This window comes from Ruegeria sp. P10, assembly GCF_056534925.1.
Map to the genome: position 1 here is coordinate 102,480 of NZ_JBQERJ010000011.1, position 15,915 is coordinate 118,394.

Below are 15,915 nucleotides of genomic sequence, written 5' to 3' on the forward strand. Positions count from 1 at the left end.
TCAGCTCAGCGCGTTTTTGAATTCCAGAAAACGAGCGTCTGTCATGACCCGCGCCATCATGGCATCGCGCAAGGCACCTACCGTTTTGTAGGGGCGCATGACGACCTCGAAAACCTGGATCAACCCATCGTCGTTCAACGTAACAAGATCCACGCCGATACCATCCAGATCACCGACTTTGCATTGAAACTCCAATGCCCAGTCTTTCCCGTCGCCCATGACGCGCCGATAACGAAAATCTGAAAACACCTGCCCGACATGCCCCAGAACGGCAGCGACCGGAGCGCGCCCTGTCCAGGTGCTGTAGTATGTGGGCGGCAGGAACTGCACATCTTCGGCCAGGAGCTGATGGATCAAGGCCTCATCGCCTTTTGCGACAACCTCTTGCATGCGTTCAATTGTCGGGTGCATGGCATCTCCTCCGCTTTTGAAGAGAAGGTCACCGAACATCGGCGGGCATGCAAGGACGACGTTGCGGGAGGTCACGAGCTGGGATAGGCACCCTGCATGAGCGACACCTATGATCCCCCTCAAACCCCGCTGGATGTGTTGCATGAAGATGCACAGCTGATCGTGGTGAACAAACCTTCGGGCCTGCTTTCGGTTCCGGGGCGGGGCGCGCATCTTTCAGATTGTCTGTTGACCCGGGTGCAGGATGCATTTCCACAAGCACTGCTGGTGCACCGGCTGGACCGTGACACGTCCGGTGTCATGGTCTTTGCCCAAACGCCGCACGCACAGCGCAACCTGGGCATGCAATTCGAGCAGCGTCAGACCCGCAAAACCTATATCGCCCGAGTCTGGGGGCACCTGGAACCCAAGACCGGCACCGTGGACTTGCCTCTGATCGTGGACTGGCCCAACCGACCCAGACAGATGGTTTGCCACGCGACGGGCAAACCTGCCGTGACGGACTGGCGTGTCGTGAAGACCGAAGGCGATACGACGCGTGTGCGTCTGTTTCCCAAAACGGGCCGGTCTCATCAACTGCGCGTCCATATGCAGGCGCTGGGCCACCCGATCCTGGGCGATCCATTCTATGCGACGGGCGATGCGTTGGACTTCCCCAGATTGATGCTGCATTCGGAAGAACTGCGTCTGAAACACCCGGAAGGTGGGGTTTCGATGAAGTTTCGGGCCCGGCCCGAGTTCTGATCTCAGGCCGTGCTGGTCCAGAGCATCTTTAGATTTCCCAGCGAAAATCGTCTGGATCGTTTCTTTGATACGGGCTGCTTGCACTGCCGGGCCATGGCGATTTCGCGCTCGATCTCGAAGGCGCGCAGGGTATGGTCCTGAGACCATTGCCCCAGCCTGAGTGTCATCATGACATGGGTGTCGAGGTATGGCATTTTTCGTGCTCCTTCTTTCGATGCCGTTCCAATCTGGCCCATCACTCCTGACACCCTCTTGTCAGTGGGGTGTGCTACGTGTCAGCATGGTGACAGGAGGATGCAATGCGCCGTTCGACCCGATTGTTTGAAATCATCCAGATCCTGCGGGCTGCGGGCGCTCCGGTCACGGCAGAGGCCCTGGCCGCAAGGTTGGAGGTGTCCGTGCGCACGGTTTATCGGGATATTGCCGAGTTGCAGGCGCAACGGACGCCCATCGAAGGTGAGGCCGGTATCGGGTACGTGATGCGGCGCGGCTATGATCTGCCGCCGCTCAATTTCGATGCAGAAGAAGTTGAAGCCTTGTGGGTTGGCCTGTCTCTTCTTGCGCGTACCGGCGACAGTCACCTGCAAAGGGCCGCCAGCCGGATATGCCAGAAGATCGACGCATTACATTGCCCAGCGGATTGGTTGCAGGTTGCCCCATGGGGTGCCCCGGCGGATGATCCAAACAAGGGTTGCGTTTCGATCGCGCATTACCGCGAAGCCATCAGGGCAGAGCGGAAAATCCGTATCACCTATGAAGATGGCGAAGGCGAACGCACGGTTCGGGTCGTGCGCCCTGTGGCGCTGATCTATCACATCGAATGCACGATGTTGGCAGGCTGGTGCGAATTGCGCAACGGGTTTCGCCATTTCCGCACCGACCGTATCTGGTCCAGTGAATGCACCGAAGATAGCTTTTCAGGACAGAGCAGGTCGTTGCGCGAGCTCTGGCAGGAACAGCAGAATGCAGAAACGTTCGTTGAAGCGGTTTGAATACGTGTTTGGCGGGTATTCGCCGACTTCACCGCATTGTAGCTTGAGCCGCCAAGCCTGCACAGTGATATACTGAGGAAAACGAAGCACGCCCGAATAACGGGTGCTGGAGCAGAAGGTGATATCATGACGATTTCCAAGTTTTTCGTGGCCACAGGTTTGTGTTCAGCCCTTGTGTTGGCGGCCTGTACCGACCCGGGCACGCTGAAAGTACAGGACGACCCGAACCAGAACGCCAAACAGGGCGCCGTTCTGGGTGGGCTGGTCGGCGCTGGAATTGGGGCAATTGCCAATAATTCGAACCCCGGTCTGGGCGCGTTGGCCGGTGCTGCAATCGGTGCTGCCGGGGGCGGCGTGATCGGCAATCAACTGGACAAGCAGGCTGCGGAGCTGCGCCAACAACTGGCAAATGACGGAATTACAATCGTCAACGCAGGCGATCGCCTGATTGTGACGGTCCCGAATGACATCACCTTTGACACCGACAGTTCGACTGTGCGCCCGGCGTTGCGGTCTGATCTGGTGAAAGTGGGCCAGAATCTGGTCAACTACCCGAATTCGAACGTGCAGATCATCGGGCACACTGACAGCGACGGCGACGCAACCTACAATCAGGGCCTGTCAGAGCGCCGCGCGAATGCCGTGGCCGATATCCTTCAGGCCAACGGTGTCAGCTACAACCGTATTCGCACGATCGGGCAGGGCGAAAACAACCCTGTCGCGTCCAACCTGACGCCGGAAGGAAAATCGCAAAACCGGCGTGTCGAGATTGTCGTGGTGCCCAGCGGGAACGCGTAACCACTGCGCGGCGTGAACAGCGGGGCCGCCCAATGGGCGGCTCGGTTTGCGCAATGACTGTGCGTCAAATGGGGTTTGGATCGGGGTGATCTCGGTCTAACTTGCGCCAAACACAGAAACGGAGCTTTCCCGATGTCCCAACCGACCCTTCTTGGCCTGTCCGGGTCCCTGCGCCAGAACGCGACCAACCGTAAGCTTCTGCGCGAGGCGGCACGGTTGTTCGATCCGGCAAGCTTTGTCGAAGCGGATTTGAACCTGCCCCTCTACGATGGTGATCTGGAAGACGGAGAAGGGATTCCCGAGGCGGTTCATACGCTGGCCAATCAGATCGCACAGGCCGATGCGGTGATCATTTCGACACCTGAGTACAACAAGGGCCCATCGGGTGTTCTGAAGAACGCGCTGGACTGGGTCAGCCGAACGCAAGGCAATCCATGGGCCGACAAACCGGTTGCGGTAATGTCGGCGGCCGCTGGGCGTGCAGGCGGGGAACGGGCACAGATGATCCTGCGGGCCTGTATGGTTCCATTTCAGCCGCGCATCCTGCAAGGGCCCGAAATCCATCTGGCGAACAGTTCGAACGAATTCGACGATCAGGGAAAGCTGCGTTCGGACCGGTACGAAAAGTCCTTGCATGACTTGATGCAGAAACTCCGGGCCGAGGCCGGTTTCTGATCGCGGGTCAGGCAAATGACGCAAGAGCGACAGACCGATCTTTTGGATCCGGCCCGCGCGGCCGCATTTCAGGTCGCGCTGGGTGGTGTGCCAACGATCGCCAGTGGTTCGGAATTGCCGCCCTTCTTCCATCAGCTTTATTTCTGGACCCCTCAACCGGCCGCCGCATTGGGTCGGGATGGGCATCCCAAGGTTGGGGGCTTGATCCCGGATATGGGGTTGCCGCGCAGAATGTGGGCCGGCGGGCGGTTGACCTTTCATGCGCCATTGATCGCAGGGATCACCGCCGAAAAGAAATCGGTTCTTGAAAGTCAAAACGCCAAGGTGGGGCGGTCCGGCCCGTTGGGCTTTGTCACGTTGCGGCACGAGATCTGGCAGAACGGTCAGTTGCGCATGACAGAGTGGCAGGATCTTGTATATCGCGAAGATCCTGCGCCGGATGCTGAAATGCCCCAACCGCCCACAGCGCGCACCGATGAGACCGATTGCCGCGAAGTCGGGTTCGATTCAACGTTGTTGTTTCGATACTCGGCCCTGACCTTCAATGGCCACCGTATTCACTATGATCTGGACTATGCGCGCGATGTGGAAGGATATGGCGGGCTGGTCGTGCACGGGCCGCTTCTGGCGCAGCTTCTGATGCTCTTCGCGGTTGACCTGATCGGTCCGCTCGCCTCGTTTTCGTTCCGCGCGACTTCACCATTGATGCATTTCGAAACTGCCCAGTTGTGTCGGAGGGGTGCAAACATGTGGGTGCGCGGCCCTGACGGGCGGCAATGCATGCAAGCCGTCGCGCAGTCACAATGAGGCTTCGGGCCGGAACTCATCAGGGATCGTATCCCGATCTTCCAGCATAAGATCGGCCATGACCTCGGCGATTTTGGGGGCCATGCCGAAACCGATTTTGAACCCGCCATTGGCGATGTACTGCCCTTGATGCAGGGGATGGGCGCCCAACATCGGCGCTCGGCTTTTGCTGCGCGGGCGCACACCAGCCCAGCGTTCGATCACCTCGGCCCCGTGCAAAAGGGGCAGGACGCGCGTGGCGCGGTCTATCACGTCGTCCAGAGCTTCGTCCGTGCTGGTCGGGTCCTCATAATCCCGTTCCGAGGTCGATCCGACCGCAAGTGTTCCGTCTGCATGCGGCACAATGTGAATCGCGTCGGCGAATAGTTGCGGCACTTCCCCTGCGTCGAAGCGCAACAGGGCGGCCTGCCCTTTGACTCCATTTCCGACGGTCTTGCCGTAGGCGTCGTTCAGTTCCTGCAATCCTGCAAGGCCCGTGGCGTGGATGACCTGCCCCTTGTCCTCGGCTTCACTGACAATGTGAACGCCCATGACCTCCAGTGCTGCGACCAGCGCGGCACAGGCCCGCCGGGGGTGCATTCGTGCCGTCAGCGTATCGCGAATGACAAAGCCTGTGGGGCTGGGTGGGCACCATGAACCCGCTTGGGTCGCGGTGATGACACGCCATTCCGCCCGACCTTGCCAAAGCTCATCTGCGGTGCCTTCGCGCTGGCGGGCCAGTTCCAGACCACGCGCGTCCGGGATCGGCTGAAGGCGGCCCAGCCGGCCATAGCCGGGTGAAACCCCGCCGGTGTCTTCGATCTGTCGCCAGAACGGTTCAGCTATGATCAGACTGTCGAACTGAAATGCTTTCTTGGCGTTCCAGTTTTCCGGCACATGCGGGGCCAAGGCGCCGACCAGACCTCCGCTGGACCCGGCGCCGGGACCGGACGGATCGACAACCTGCACTTTCGCGCCGCGGCGCGCACAAATCCAGGCGATGGACAGGCCGAAAATTCCTGCGCCGCGAACCGTCACATCGACCATTGCCAATTCCCTTTTCCTTGTTCAGTGTCGCGCCGCTTAGCTACAGGATTCCCCAATGGCAGACCAGCGCGCCGAATTGACGTGGACCGAAGATCAGATACCGGTCTCGGATCGCTTCGACGACCCATATTATTCGTTACAGAACGGGCTGGAAGAGACGCGCCATGTGTTTCTGGCGGGAAATGACTTGCCTGCACGGTTTGCGACGGGGTTTCACATTGCCGAGTTGGGTTTTGGCACCGGCCTTAACCTGCTGACCGCCTGGTCGGAATGGGAGGCATCCGGCCAGAAAGGGCCATTGCACTTTACCAGTTTCGAAGCCTTTCCCATGGCACCGGACGACATGCAGCGCGCGCTTGGGGCCTTTCCCGAATTACATCCGTGGAGCAGCCGGTTTCTGGCGCATTGGACAGGGCGCACGTGTATGTTGGATTCGCTTCGGTTTGAGGTTGTGATCGGCGATGCACGCAAGACATTGCCGAACTGGGACGGTGTGGCAGATGCTTGGTTTCTCGACGGGTTTTCACCAGCCAAGAACCCTGAATTGTGGGGCGCGGACCTGATGCAGGACGTGGCAAGCCACACTGTCAAAGGCGGTACAGCTGCCACGTATACAGCCGCGGGTTTTGTGCGCCGGGGGCTTGAAAGCGCCGGTTTCAACGTAACCCGCACACCCGGCTATGGTCGCAAGCGGCACATGACACGGGCACACAAAGCATGACCCAGACGAACAATGTCGGTGCGGGCATCGCTTTGATGGTGGGCGCGACAATTGTCTTTGCCTTGCAGGACGGTATCTCGCGCCATCTGGCCGGAACCTACAACACCTACATGGTGGTCATGATCCGCTATTGGTTCTTTGCGGCTTTTGTCATCGCTCTGGCCGCCCGGGCCCCCGGTGGACTGAAGGCGGCCACAAAGACAAGTCAGTTGGGTTTGCAGATCGTGCGGGGCTTGTTGCTGGCGGCCGAGATCTGCATTGCGGTGTTCGGCTTTACGGTCCTTGGCCTGATCGACAGTATGGCCGTCTTCATCTGCTATCCTTTGCTTGTCGCCGCGCTGAGCGGGCCGGTGCTGGGCGAAAAGGTCGGATGGCGGCGATGGGCCGCGATCGGTGTCGGCTGCATCGGCGTTCTGATCATCCTGCAACCGGGCGCCGGGGTCTTTAACCCATGGGCTGTCATACCTTTGATTTCCGCTTTGCTGTTTGCGATCTATGGACTTTTGACGCGATATGTCGCCCGCCAGGACAGCGCGGCGACCAGCTTTTTCTGGACCGGTGTCGCCGGTGCCGTGGCGATGACCGTGTTTGGCATGTGGTTCTGGGAGCCGATGGCGCGCGGCGACTGGCTCTGGATGGCACTGCTTTGCGTCAGTGGGGTGTTCGGGCACTGGCTGTTGATCAAGTGCTATGAGATGGCCGAAGCCAGTGCGGTTCAACCCTTTGCATATTTTCACCTGGTCTGGAGCGCGATCCTGGGTATTTCGATCTTTGGCGAAACGTTGCGCCCCGAAGTCGTGGCGGGCGCAACCATCGTCGTGGCCGCAGGTTTGTTCACCTTATGGCGCGAACGCCGCCAGAGATGATCCGATCAGCTCCTGCGAGAAAGGAACCGGAAGGGCGGGTTGCCCCAGGCGGGCACGGTAGACCGGCAGGCTTTCGGTCACGCGCATCACGTAGTTTCGCGTTTCGTTGAAGGGGATCGTCTCGATCCAGTCGACGATATCGACCTCGCCTGTGCGCGGATCACCATAGCGTTCCATCCACGAGATCGGGCGCCGTGGCCCCGCATTGTACCCCGCCGCCATCATCACAACGTTGCCGTTGAAATCGGCCGCCAGACCAGAAAGATAGTTGGCCCCAAGCTTTGCGTTGTATTGCCAGTCCGTGGTCAATCGTCCCGTCTGATGGCCGCTGAGAATGCCCAGCTCGCCCGCGACCAGCTTGGCCGTGGCGGGCATTACCTGCATCAGGCCGCGTGCACCCGCGCCGCTGACGACGACCGGGTCGAACTCGCTTTCACGGCGCGCGATGGCCAATGTCATTTCCTTGGCCATCGGCAATCGCATATCTGCAACGGGATGGACCGGGTAATAGGCTGCGGGCAGAACGGTGCCCGTGGTTGCCGCCCGTTTGGCGATCATCACGGCCAGATGCGGCTGTTTCAGTTCGATCACCAGATCGCCCAATTGATTGGCCTGTACTGGATCAAGGCTTTCGACCAGATGGGTCAGGAACCGTTCGGACAGGTTTGCTTCTCCGGCTTTCAGCAACAGCAATCCGGCCTCCAAAACGCTGGAATCGGCAAATTCCGCCTGCCGCCAATGCGGCGCGCGCCGCGGATTGGCCAGTTCTGCATCAAACGGTCGTCCGATCCGTTCTGCGGCTAACAGACCGTAGAATGAGGTCTGGTAGTCGGCCCCCATCGCATAGGCGTCATACGCCTTGTCCGCGTCACCCAATGCCGCGTAAGCGCGCCCAAGCCAATAGCCACCACGGCCTTTCGAGATCGGAGATTTCACGGCGTCCGAAAAGTTCTGGAAGTGGCGAATGGCGGTGGCAGGATCATTCAGTTTGCGAAGCGCCAGAAAACCGGCCAGCCATTCAAGATCGGCATAGCCGTAACCCATTTCGGGGGTCATGTGATGATTGGCGGCCACGTCATATGCGCGCGCCGCACGGCCCGATCGCATCTCAAGCCGTGCAAGACGGCGCCGTCCCTCGGCCCATTTGTCAGGCTCACCCAGGGCGTCAGGCCCGGTAGAGCGTGCCAGCATCAGATCGACGGCGCTGTCATCCAGTTCTTTCTTGTCGCGCCAGACAAAACGATCGAAGGCCAGCCCGGGCGCATCCGCCAGAGACTTGGGAACTGCTGCCACCTTGGTGTCCACACCGGGTTGGCGTTTCTGCAATGCTATCCGTGCTTCGGCCAGTTTGCGTTCGTCTGAACCGACCAAAGGCAACATCTGCCCGGCGCTTACAAGATGACCGTCCCACAGCATTCTGTCCAAGCGCGCCGCGTGATGCGGCTTCAGAAGTTTGGCAAAGTTCTCCAGATAGCTTTTTTGCAGACCCGAACCCATTGGCATGGTGCGCCAAGCGGTCACAATGTCGGCCTCCGCTTCTCCGATGCGTCCCTTGGCTTTCAGAGCGACGGCAAAGTTCAACGCGCCCTCTGCCGTCTGAGGCGGCATGCCGGCATAGAATTTCAGAACCCTGTCTGGATCGGCACCGGTGAAAACAGGCTCGCTCTTGCGGCGCAACCATGCCAGCCCGGGCCAGTCCGGGCGACGTTCGAGAAACACCAACACGTCGCCAGAGCTGCCGAAGCCCTCGCGCAGCCAGTGCCAGACAATGATATCGCGCGATACAGAACCACGCTGGCCGGATACGCGCAACGCTGCGTTCCAGTCGCCTTTGCGCATTTCGGTAAGTCCAGCGCGCAAATCAGCAGCAGCATCTGCCCGTGCTGAATGCGTCGCAGTCACCGAATACAGAATCACAGCAGTCAACAGTGCCAGAAAGCGTGTCATCCCTTGCATTTCCCAACCAACCGAGGATAGAGCCTGTGAGGATAAACCGTGCGTCGCCGGGATCAACTCACAAAGCTGGAAACGTGAGGGACCGCGGCGTAAAAACTGCAAAATGCACCTTGAAGGAGCGTGTCATGTTCAAAGGCTCGATGCCAGCCCTCGTCACCCCGTTCAACAACGGCGAGTTGGACCTGAAGACGCTCAAACATCTGGTGGACTGGCAGATATCCGAAGGCTCGACCGGGCTGGTGCCTGTGGGAACAACCGGCGAAAGCCCGACGCTCAGCCACGAAGAGCATGAAACAGTGATCGAAGAGGTCGTCAAAACCGCTGCGGGCCGCGTTCCGGTCATTGCCGGTGCCGGGTCGAACAACACGGTCGAAGCTGTCCGCTTCGTTCAGTTCGCGGAAAAAGTCGGAGCGGATGCGGCACTGGTCGTTACGCCGTATTACAACAAACCGACTCAGCGTGGCCTGATCGCGCATTTCGAGGCGCTGCATGCGGCCGCGGATATCCCGATCATCATCTACAACATTCCGGGCCGCTCAGTCATTGACATGACACCTGCCACGATGGGTGAACTGGCCAAGCTTCCCCGTATCGTCGGGGTCAAGGATGCAACGGGCGATCTGGCCCGTGTCAGCCAGCAGCGTGCAACTTGCGGCGCAGATTTCTGCCAATTGTCCGGCGAAGACGCCACCGCACTTGGCTTCAACGCACACGGCGGTGTTGGCTGCATTTCGGTCACCGCAAACGTGGCCCCCAGGCTCTGCGCCGAATTCCAGCAGGCGACACTGGCAGGGGATTACGCAAAAGCGCTGGAGTATCAGGACAAACTGATGCCGCTGCATGAGGCGATCTTCATCGAGCCGGGCCTGGTCGGTGCCAAATATGCACTCAGCAAACTGGGCCTTTGCAGCACCGAAGTCCGCTCACCCCTGACCGAGCTGGAAAACAGCACCAAGGATGCAATCGAGGCCGCAATGGCCCATGCTGGCCTGATCTGACTGGTATTTCAGAATACAACGAAGGGCGGCCTCGAACCTCGAGCGCCGCCCTTTCTTTTCCATATATCCAGACTTCATCTGGCTAAAAATATCCCGGGGGAGTCGCGGCTTGCCGCGGCGGGGGCAGAGCCCCCTCAGCGTTTGCCGTAATACAGCCCCACGACATGTTCGGCCTGCGCAAAGAACAGCCAGCGCGACGTTGCAACACCTGCCAGATGCGAGGCCACGGCCAGCAGGGCGAAGACGTGATTGAACGGCAACAACAACAGCAGAACCGGCAGCACGAATGCCAGAACGAACGAGATCAGCCGCAGTTTTTCGGCGTGTTTGCGCCCGACCACATGAACAAACTCTCGCAGCAGATAATTGGTGCCGGTATGGGGCGGCTCAAAGGCGCGGACGGAACCGCGTGCGCCAAGCCCGGTGGCTGTACCCAGATCAGTTCCCGATGATGCAAACGCCTGATCCCCTTTGCGCCAGTACAGTATCTGCACCAGCGCCGCGATCAGCAGCAGCGGCAGAGCTGCACTTGTCTGACCTGCCAGCAAGGCACCACCGGCCAGGCTGAAGCTGAGGAACATGGCAGGTGTCAGGTTCATGTTCCAGCGTGGGATGGTCTTGAGCTGCGTGTAGATCATCGATGTCGTGAACACTGTGGCCAGCGACAACCCTGCGCCGATCCAGCCCAGAAAACCCCAGCGCTGGTCCAGAAACACCACGCCAATTGCATAGAGCCCCATGACGACCAGCGCGAGGACGGCACACCAACCTTCACGGCTGAGCCAGCTGGTTTTCCATTGAGTGAAGGCTTTCAAGGCCCGTTCCGGATGGCCCAGGTGGAAGGTCGAAGCCAAAAGCCCGCCGACGGCCAGACCATAGGCAATGGCGAAGAACACAAAAGCCACCCAACCCGAAACAGCCGGAAACCCCAGGCCAAGAAAGAACAGCAGTCCAAATCCCAGACCGGACAGGGTGGTGAACAGAATGACGGAGGGTGCGGGATGCATCAGAGTTTCTCCAACGTCTTGTCGAGCCAGCCGAGGAACCCTTTGGGCTCGTCAGCGATGGGGGCCAGCAGGGGGGCCAGTATGTCGATCTGGTCTTCCACGGTGTCCTTGGGGCGCGGGGGCAGGTATTTGTTGACGGGTTTGGTTCCCATTTCCGGCATCAGGTCCATGCCACCCCGTTCTGCAACCAGCTGGCTGACATCGCTGTCAGGGTCGCCCAGATCACCAAAGTGCCTTGCGCCCGCAGGGCAGGTGCGAACACAGGAGGGGATACGGTCGACCTCGGGGAGGTTTTCGTTGTAGATGCGGTCCACGCAAAGTGTGCATTTCTTCATCACACCTTCGGCCACATCCAGTTCCCGCGCACCGTAAGGGCAGGACCAGGCGCACAGGCCGCATCCGATGCAATCGCTTTCATTGACCAGGACGATGCCATCCTCGACCCGCTTGTAGCTGGCGCCGGTGGGGCAAACGGAAACACAGGGCGCGTCTTCGCAATGCAGGCAGGATTTCGGGAAGTGGATCAGCTGGGCATGCCCGTCGGCAGGTTGCACTTCGTAGGAATGCACGCGGTTGAGAAAGGTGCCCGAAGGGTTTGCACCATAGGCGTCCTGATCCGAAAGAGGGGCGCCGTAATTTTCTGTGTTCCAGCCTTTGCAGGAAATAACGCAGGCGTGGCAGCCGACACAGGTGTCCAGGTCGATGACCAGGCCCATCTTGCGGTCAGTGGAGTTTGGTAGCTGGGTCATGTCAGTGAACCTCTGCTGTGGAGGGCAGGTGAGGGGGCCAGCCCCCTCTTGAGCCTGCGGCTCAATTCACCCCCGGGATATTTTTGGCCAGATGAAGTGCGGATCCGGGTCATTTGCCCACCTTCCAGGCCAGGTTTTCAGGGCCGGTTCCGACAGGAGATTTGATCGGGTCGAAATTCGGCTGGCTTTGCGCATCGGCAGGTGCGTCGGCTTTTTCGATTTTGACCTTCAGGTCGAACCATGCCGCCTGACCAGTGATTGGGTCCGAATTGGCCCAGCGCATTCCATCATCTTTGGACGGCAGCAATTCGTGAATCAGGTGATTGAGCAGGAAACCTTTGGTCGCTTCTGGTGCGTCGTCCTGCAAGGCCCAGGCGCCCTTGCGTTTGCCGATGGCGTTCCATGTCCAGACCGTGTTGTCGTTCAGCGCGGCCATCTCCATCACCGGCACGGTGATCTCACCGTGGGGGGAGCTGACTTTTGCCCAGTCTCCGTCTTGCAGGTTGTGTTCCCGCATCAGTTTGGTCGGGACGTACAGCGGGTTTTGCCCGTGCAACTGGCGCAGCCATGCGTTCTGTGTGCCCCAACTGTGATACATGGCCATTGGGCGCTGCGTCAGGGCGTTGACGGTGAAGCCTTCATTGCCCTGCTGATCGGTTTCGTACCAGATCGGCAACGGATCCATGGTGTCCTTGATGCGCTGGCGCAGGTGCTCGGGCGGCTGGCGGTCTCCGTGACCTTCGGCAGCCAGCTGGAACCGGCGCATCGGTTCGGAATAGAGTTGGAACAGATAGGGCTGAGGGCTGTCATAGATGCCCATCCCGACGGCCCAGTCCTGATAGGCGGTGTTCCACGGTTTGTAGTAATCCGCGCCTTCCGGGATATGCGCCACATAAAATCCGCCGTTTTCGATATACCGGTTCAGCTGATCCGGATTGACCTCGCCGCGGCCATCCTTGTCGCCGTCTGGACCCCGGAAGCCGGCCAGCGGGCCGATGCCAGGGCGTCGTTCGTGGTTGACAATGTAATCTGCGTAGTCATTCCACTTTGGGCTGCCGTCTTCATTCGTGAAACCCGGCAGGCTCATACGGTTGGCCAGCTCGATCAGAACCGACTGGAAACCACGCACGTCACGGTCGGGTTCGACCACCGGCCAGCGAATGGCGTCTGCTGCGGCGTCGGCCTCGCAGATCGGGCGATCCAGCAGGGAGATACAGTCGTGCCGCTCGAGATAGGTGGTGTCGGGCAGGATCAGGTCGGCATAGGCCACCATTTCCGAAGAATAGGCATCGGAGTAGATGATGCGCGGGATGATGTAATTGCCGTCTTCGGCCTTGGCCGTCAGCATCTCCATCACACCTTTGGTGTTCATGGAGGAGTTCCACGACATGTTCGCCATATACATGAACAGCGTGTCGATCTTGTAGGGATCACCGGCAGCCGCGTTCGAAATCACCATATGCATCAACCCGTGCGCGGACATCGGGTTTTCCCAGGTGAATGCTTTGTCGATGCGTTGCGGCGTGCCGCAGTCATCCAGCAGCAGGTCTTCGGGACCTCGTGGAAAGCCCAGATGCGGGCCGTTCAGTGGGCGTCCCGGACGCCTGTCGCCATGGGGCGTCGGGTGCGCTTCGACCGGTTTGGGATAGGGTGGCTTGAAGCGGAAACCGCCCGGCACCTCGACTGTTCCCAGCAGGATCTGAAGCACGTGCAGTGCGCGGCAGGTCTGGAATCCGTTGGCATGGGCCGAAATGCCCCGCATGGCATGGAAGCTGACGGGACGACCAATCATCTTCGAGTGCTTTTCACCCCGAAAATCAACCCATTCTTGATTCAGTTGGATCGCCTCGTCAAAAGCGACCCTGGCGATTTCGGCGGCAATAGCCCGGATACGTTTGGCGGGAATGCCGCAGCGATCGGCCACCGCCTCGGGCGCGTGTTCGTTGCTGAGGTATTTCTCGGCCATCAAGTGAAAAACGGGACGGTGCGTTACACCGTCCTTGTCATAGGTCGCCGACAGGTCCGGGCGCACGCCGGGCTTGTCGAATGCGGTTGGCTTGCCCGTCTTGCGATCAATAACCAGCGGCTTGCCATCCTCGTCGCGCAGGAACAGGCCCTTTTCCGCACCCTCGCTTGCGTTCACCAGAACCGGCGCATTGGTATAGCGGCTCAGGTAATCCAGATCGATCTTGCCAGCTTTCATCAGGACGTGGATCAGCGACAAAATGAACAGCCCGTCTGTTCCGGGTGTGATGCCAACCCAGTCATCGGCAACTGCGTTATAGCCCGACCGGATCGGATTCACTCCGATCACCCGTGCGCCGCGCGCCTTGATCTTGCCGATCCCCATTTTTATCGGGTTGCTGTCATGATCCTCGGCGACGCCGAACAGCATGAACAGTTTGGTGTGATCCCAGTCGGGTTGCCCAAACTCCCAAAAAGCGCCGCCCATCGTGTAAATGCCACCGGCCGCCATATTGACCGAGCAGAAGCCGCCGTGGGCTGCGTAGTTCGGAGTGCCGAAATTCTGGGCCCAGAAACTGGTGAAGCTCTGGCTCTGGTCGCGGCCAGTGAAGAAAGCCAGCTTCTGCGGTGCGGTTTCATGCAGTTCGTTCAGCCAGCCCACGGCAGTGCTGAGCGCCTCGTCCCACTCGATTTCGCGAAATTCACCCGAGCCGCGTGGGCCGACACGCTTCAGCGGTTTGCGCAGGCGAGAGGGGGCGTTGACCTGCATGATCCCGGCAGAGCCCTTGGCGCACAACACACCCTTGTTGACCGGGTGGTTCCGGTTTCCTTCGATATAGGCTACCTTGCCATCTTTCATGTGAACGTTGATGCCGCAGCGGCAGGCGCACATATAACAGGTGGTTTTGCGGACCTCGTCCGAAACTTTCGGAGACGTTTCAAGGATCGGCTGCTGATGGGTCATTGGCGGGTCCTGTCGGTTATGTCGGGAGGATTGTTTCACTTTCCTTCCGACTTGAGAACATCGTTCTGAAGACGACGCGAGTTCTGAGTTTTATTCCCTGATAGCTTGCAGTGCCGTCACTGCGATCATCTGGGTCACGTCTTCGGCGCTGCATCCGCGGGAAAGATCGTTGGCGGGTCGGGCCAGCCCCTGCAGAACCGGGCCGATTGCGGTGTAACCCCCCAGTCGTTGCGTGATCTTGTAGCCGATATTGCCCGCGTCGAGATTGGGAAAGATCATCACGTTGGCCTGACCGGCGACCGAAGATCCGGGCGATTTGCGATCCCCGACCGAGGGCACGAAGGCCGCGTCGAACTGAAGCTCGCCGTCGACCTCGAGATCCGGGGAACTTTGACGCAGTGTTTCAGTGGCCTCGATCACCTTGTCGACATCGGGATGCTTTGCGCTGCCTTTGGTCGAAAAGCTGAGCATGGCGATCTTGGGGTCAACCCGCAGCAGTGCGCGCGCCGATCTGGCCGAGGCGACGGCAATTTTGCTCAACTCGTCAGGGCTGGGATCGATGACCAGGCCGCAGTCCGAATAGAGCATCGCCCGCGCTCCGGGTTGAGCGTCTTCCGGCGGGTACATCAGGAAAAAGGATGATACCATTCCGGCATCGGGGGCCATGCCGATCACCTGAATGGCCGCGCGTACAATGTCTCCGGTCGTGTGAACGGCTCCACCTACGGTTCCAGTGGCCCGCCCGCTGCGTACCAGCATGGCGGCATAGACTGGCGGTGTTTCAACGGCGGCTCGGGCCTTGGCCGGATCGACGCCCTTGTGTTGGCGCAGTTCAAAATAGGTTTGAGCAAATTCCTCGGTCAGGTCCGAGGTTGCCGGGTCGTGAACCATGACGCCGTCAGAGCGAGTGGCGTTCTGGTTTTTGAGGGCGGCGTCGACCTCGGCTTGTGGACCGACCAGAATGACATCGGCCAGTCCGGCTTGTTGGGCGGCCAGCGCCCCCGCAACAACGCGGGGATCACTGCCTTCGCATAAAGAAATCACAGGGCGCGAGGCCGGGGCGCTCTGACGCAACAGTTCAATTGGTGTCATTGTCATGCGCTGTGGCCTCGTCCTTTGATTACGCTTCCTGAGCTTTCATGTCGTCGGCGGAGATTCCGGCGACGGCGACGGGTTTTTTCATCGCGTCGCGGCGGAAAGGCTCGCCGAGCTCCTGGTTGATCAGGGCCTCGATCA

Annotated in this window: 16 protein-coding genes; 8 read left to right on the forward strand and 8 right to left on the reverse strand. The window is 59.7% G+C overall.

Annotation, left to right across the window (positions count from 1 at the left end; translation table 11 throughout):
- Positions 1–411, reverse strand: a complete 411-nt coding sequence (locus ACR0FB_RS17830; RefSeq protein ID WP_152459232.1) for a nuclear transport factor 2 family protein — start codon at positions 409–411, stop codon at positions 1–3.
- A gap of 96 nt (positions 412–507) precedes the next feature.
- Here ACR0FB_RS17830 and ACR0FB_RS17835 point away from each other — a divergent pair, with 96 nt between their 5' ends.
- A complete protein-coding gene (locus ACR0FB_RS17835) occupies positions 508–1,155 on the forward strand; it encodes an RluA family pseudouridine synthase (RefSeq protein WP_480621510.1) in 648 nt (215 codons plus the stop codon).
- A 2-nt stretch (positions 1,156–1,157) separates the two neighbouring features.
- On the opposite strand, the gene ACR0FB_RS17840 is transcribed toward ACR0FB_RS17835, so the two are convergent.
- On the reverse strand, positions 1,158–1,349 hold the full coding sequence (locus ACR0FB_RS17840; protein ID WP_170345624.1) for a hypothetical protein: 192 nt from the start codon (positions 1,347–1,349) through the stop codon (positions 1,158–1,160).
- Positions 1,350–1,454: 105 nt separating this feature from the next.
- Between ACR0FB_RS17840 and ACR0FB_RS17845 the strand changes: the two genes are divergently transcribed.
- The 4 genes from ACR0FB_RS17845 (at position 1,455) to ACR0FB_RS17860 (ending at position 4,427) form a co-directional block, all read left to right on the forward strand.
- Entirely contained in the window at positions 1,455–2,147 is a 693-nt protein-coding gene (locus ACR0FB_RS17845; RefSeq protein ID WP_152459229.1) for a helix-turn-helix transcriptional regulator, read from the forward strand.
- A 126-nt stretch (positions 2,148–2,273) separates the two neighbouring features.
- Entirely contained in the window at positions 2,274–2,945 is a 672-nt protein-coding gene (locus tag ACR0FB_RS17850; RefSeq protein ID WP_171230628.1) for a YiaD family glycine zipper/OmpA-like lipoprotein, read from the forward strand.
- 132 nt (positions 2,946–3,077) lie between these two features.
- Complete coding sequence (locus tag ACR0FB_RS17855) at positions 3,078–3,620, forward strand: NADPH-dependent FMN reductase (protein WP_171119885.1); 543 nt, start codon at positions 3,078–3,080, stop codon at positions 3,618–3,620.
- A 15-nt stretch (positions 3,621–3,635) separates the two neighbouring features.
- Positions 3,636–4,427 carry an HTD2 family dehydratase gene (locus ACR0FB_RS17860; protein WP_480486525.1) on the forward strand — a complete coding sequence of 264 codons (792 nt, stop codon included), beginning with the start codon at positions 3,636–3,638 and terminating at the stop codon, positions 4,425–4,427.
- Here the strand turns inward: ACR0FB_RS17860 and ACR0FB_RS17865 are convergent.
- On the reverse strand, positions 4,419–5,453 hold the full coding sequence (locus ACR0FB_RS17865) for an NAD(P)/FAD-dependent oxidoreductase (RefSeq protein ID WP_480621509.1): 1,035 nt from the start codon (positions 5,451–5,453) through the stop codon (positions 4,419–4,421). The genes ACR0FB_RS17860 and ACR0FB_RS17865 overlap by 9 nt on opposite strands.
- 55 nt (positions 5,454–5,508) lie before the next feature.
- On the opposite strand from ACR0FB_RS17865, the gene mnmC2 reads away from it, so the two are divergent.
- Both mnmC2 and ACR0FB_RS17875 read left to right on the forward strand, forming a co-directional pair.
- Positions 5,509–6,174, forward strand: a complete 666-nt coding sequence (mnmC2, locus tag ACR0FB_RS17870) for a tRNA (5-methylaminomethyl-2-thiouridine)(34)-methyltransferase MnmC2 (RefSeq protein WP_480621508.1) — start codon at positions 5,509–5,511, stop codon at positions 6,172–6,174.
- A complete protein-coding gene (locus ACR0FB_RS17875) occupies positions 6,171–7,040 on the forward strand; it encodes a DMT family transporter (protein WP_171637697.1) in 870 nt (289 codons plus the stop codon). Before mnmC2 ends, ACR0FB_RS17875 begins: the two co-directional genes overlap by 4 nt.
- Here ACR0FB_RS17875 and ACR0FB_RS17880 read toward each other — a convergent pair.
- Positions 7,014–8,987 carry a lytic transglycosylase domain-containing protein gene (locus ACR0FB_RS17880; protein ID WP_171724940.1) on the reverse strand — a complete coding sequence of 658 codons (1,974 nt, stop codon included), beginning with the start codon at positions 8,985–8,987 and terminating at the stop codon, positions 7,014–7,016. The genes ACR0FB_RS17875 and ACR0FB_RS17880 overlap by 27 nt on opposite strands.
- 134 nt (positions 8,988–9,121) lie before the next feature.
- Between ACR0FB_RS17880 and dapA the strand changes: the two genes are divergently transcribed.
- Positions 9,122–9,994, forward strand: coding sequence for a 4-hydroxy-tetrahydrodipicolinate synthase (dapA, locus tag ACR0FB_RS17885; protein ID WP_171637693.1), 873 nt, complete (start codon positions 9,122–9,124; stop codon positions 9,992–9,994).
- A gap of 134 nt (positions 9,995–10,128) precedes the next feature.
- On the opposite strand, the gene ACR0FB_RS17890 is transcribed toward dapA, so the two are convergent.
- The 4 genes from ACR0FB_RS17890 to pta form a co-directional block, all read right to left on the reverse strand.
- The gene (locus ACR0FB_RS17890; protein WP_171637691.1) at positions 10,129–11,001 is read right to left on the reverse strand and encodes a dimethyl sulfoxide reductase anchor subunit family protein; all 873 of its coding nucleotides are present in this window, start codon (positions 10,999–11,001) and stop codon (positions 10,129–10,131) included.
- The gene (locus tag ACR0FB_RS17895) at positions 11,001–11,750 is read right to left on the reverse strand and encodes a 4Fe-4S dicluster domain-containing protein (protein WP_480621507.1); all 750 of its coding nucleotides are present in this window, start codon (positions 11,748–11,750) and stop codon (positions 11,001–11,003) included. The genes ACR0FB_RS17890 and ACR0FB_RS17895 overlap by 1 nt, the downstream gene beginning before the upstream one ends.
- 109 nt (positions 11,751–11,859) lie before the next feature.
- A complete protein-coding gene (locus ACR0FB_RS17900; protein ID WP_480621506.1) occupies positions 11,860–14,679 on the reverse strand; it encodes a molybdopterin oxidoreductase family protein in 2,820 nt (939 codons plus the stop codon).
- Between the two features lie 90 nt (positions 14,680–14,769).
- Positions 14,770–15,777, reverse strand: a complete 1,008-nt coding sequence (gene pta, locus ACR0FB_RS17905) for a phosphate acetyltransferase (protein ID WP_171724943.1) — start codon at positions 15,775–15,777, stop codon at positions 14,770–14,772.
- Positions 15,778–15,915 lie beyond the last annotated feature (138 nt).

What these genes read in the sequence shown, in the direction of transcription:
- ACR0FB_RS17830 (WP_152459232.1), bottom strand. Translation starts at nt 411, where the DNA reads ATGCACCCGACAATTGAACGCATGCAAGAGGTTGTCGCAAAAGGCGAT.
- ACR0FB_RS17835 (WP_480621510.1), top strand. Translation starts at nt 508, where the DNA reads ATGAGCGACACCTATGATCCCCCTCAAACCCCGCTGGATGTGTTGCAT.
- ACR0FB_RS17840 (WP_170345624.1), bottom strand. Translation starts at nt 1,349, where the DNA reads ATGCCATACCTCGACACCCATGTCATGATGACACTCAGGCTGGGGCAA.
- ACR0FB_RS17845 (WP_152459229.1), top strand. Translation starts at nt 1,455, where the DNA reads ATGCGCCGTTCGACCCGATTGTTTGAAATCATCCAGATCCTGCGGGCT.
- ACR0FB_RS17850 (WP_171230628.1), top strand. Translation starts at nt 2,274, where the DNA reads ATGACGATTTCCAAGTTTTTCGTGGCCACAGGTTTGTGTTCAGCCCTT.
- ACR0FB_RS17855 (WP_171119885.1), top strand. Translation starts at nt 3,078, where the DNA reads ATGTCCCAACCGACCCTTCTTGGCCTGTCCGGGTCCCTGCGCCAGAAC.
- ACR0FB_RS17860 (WP_480486525.1), top strand. Translation starts at nt 3,636, where the DNA reads ATGACGCAAGAGCGACAGACCGATCTTTTGGATCCGGCCCGCGCGGCC.
- ACR0FB_RS17865 (WP_480621509.1), bottom strand. Translation starts at nt 5,453, where the DNA reads ATGGTCGATGTGACGGTTCGCGGCGCAGGAATTTTCGGCCTGTCCATC.
- mnmC2 (WP_480621508.1), top strand. Translation starts at nt 5,509, where the DNA reads ATGGCAGACCAGCGCGCCGAATTGACGTGGACCGAAGATCAGATACCG.
- ACR0FB_RS17875 (WP_171637697.1), top strand. Translation starts at nt 6,171, where the DNA reads ATGACCCAGACGAACAATGTCGGTGCGGGCATCGCTTTGATGGTGGGC.
- ACR0FB_RS17880 (WP_171724940.1), bottom strand. Translation starts at nt 8,987, where the DNA reads ATGACACGCTTTCTGGCACTGTTGACTGCTGTGATTCTGTATTCGGTG.
- dapA (WP_171637693.1), top strand. Translation starts at nt 9,122, where the DNA reads ATGTTCAAAGGCTCGATGCCAGCCCTCGTCACCCCGTTCAACAACGGC.
- ACR0FB_RS17890 (WP_171637691.1), bottom strand. Translation starts at nt 11,001, where the DNA reads ATGCATCCCGCACCCTCCGTCATTCTGTTCACCACCCTGTCCGGTCTG.
- ACR0FB_RS17895 (WP_480621507.1), bottom strand. Translation starts at nt 11,750, where the DNA reads ATGACCCAGCTACCAAACTCCACTGACCGCAAGATGGGCCTGGTCATC.
- ACR0FB_RS17900 (WP_480621506.1), bottom strand. Translation starts at nt 14,679, where the DNA reads ATGACCCATCAGCAGCCGATCCTTGAAACGTCTCCGAAAGTTTCGGAC.
- pta (WP_171724943.1), bottom strand. Translation starts at nt 15,777, where the DNA reads ATGACAATGACACCAATTGAACTGTTGCGTCAGAGCGCCCCGGCCTCG.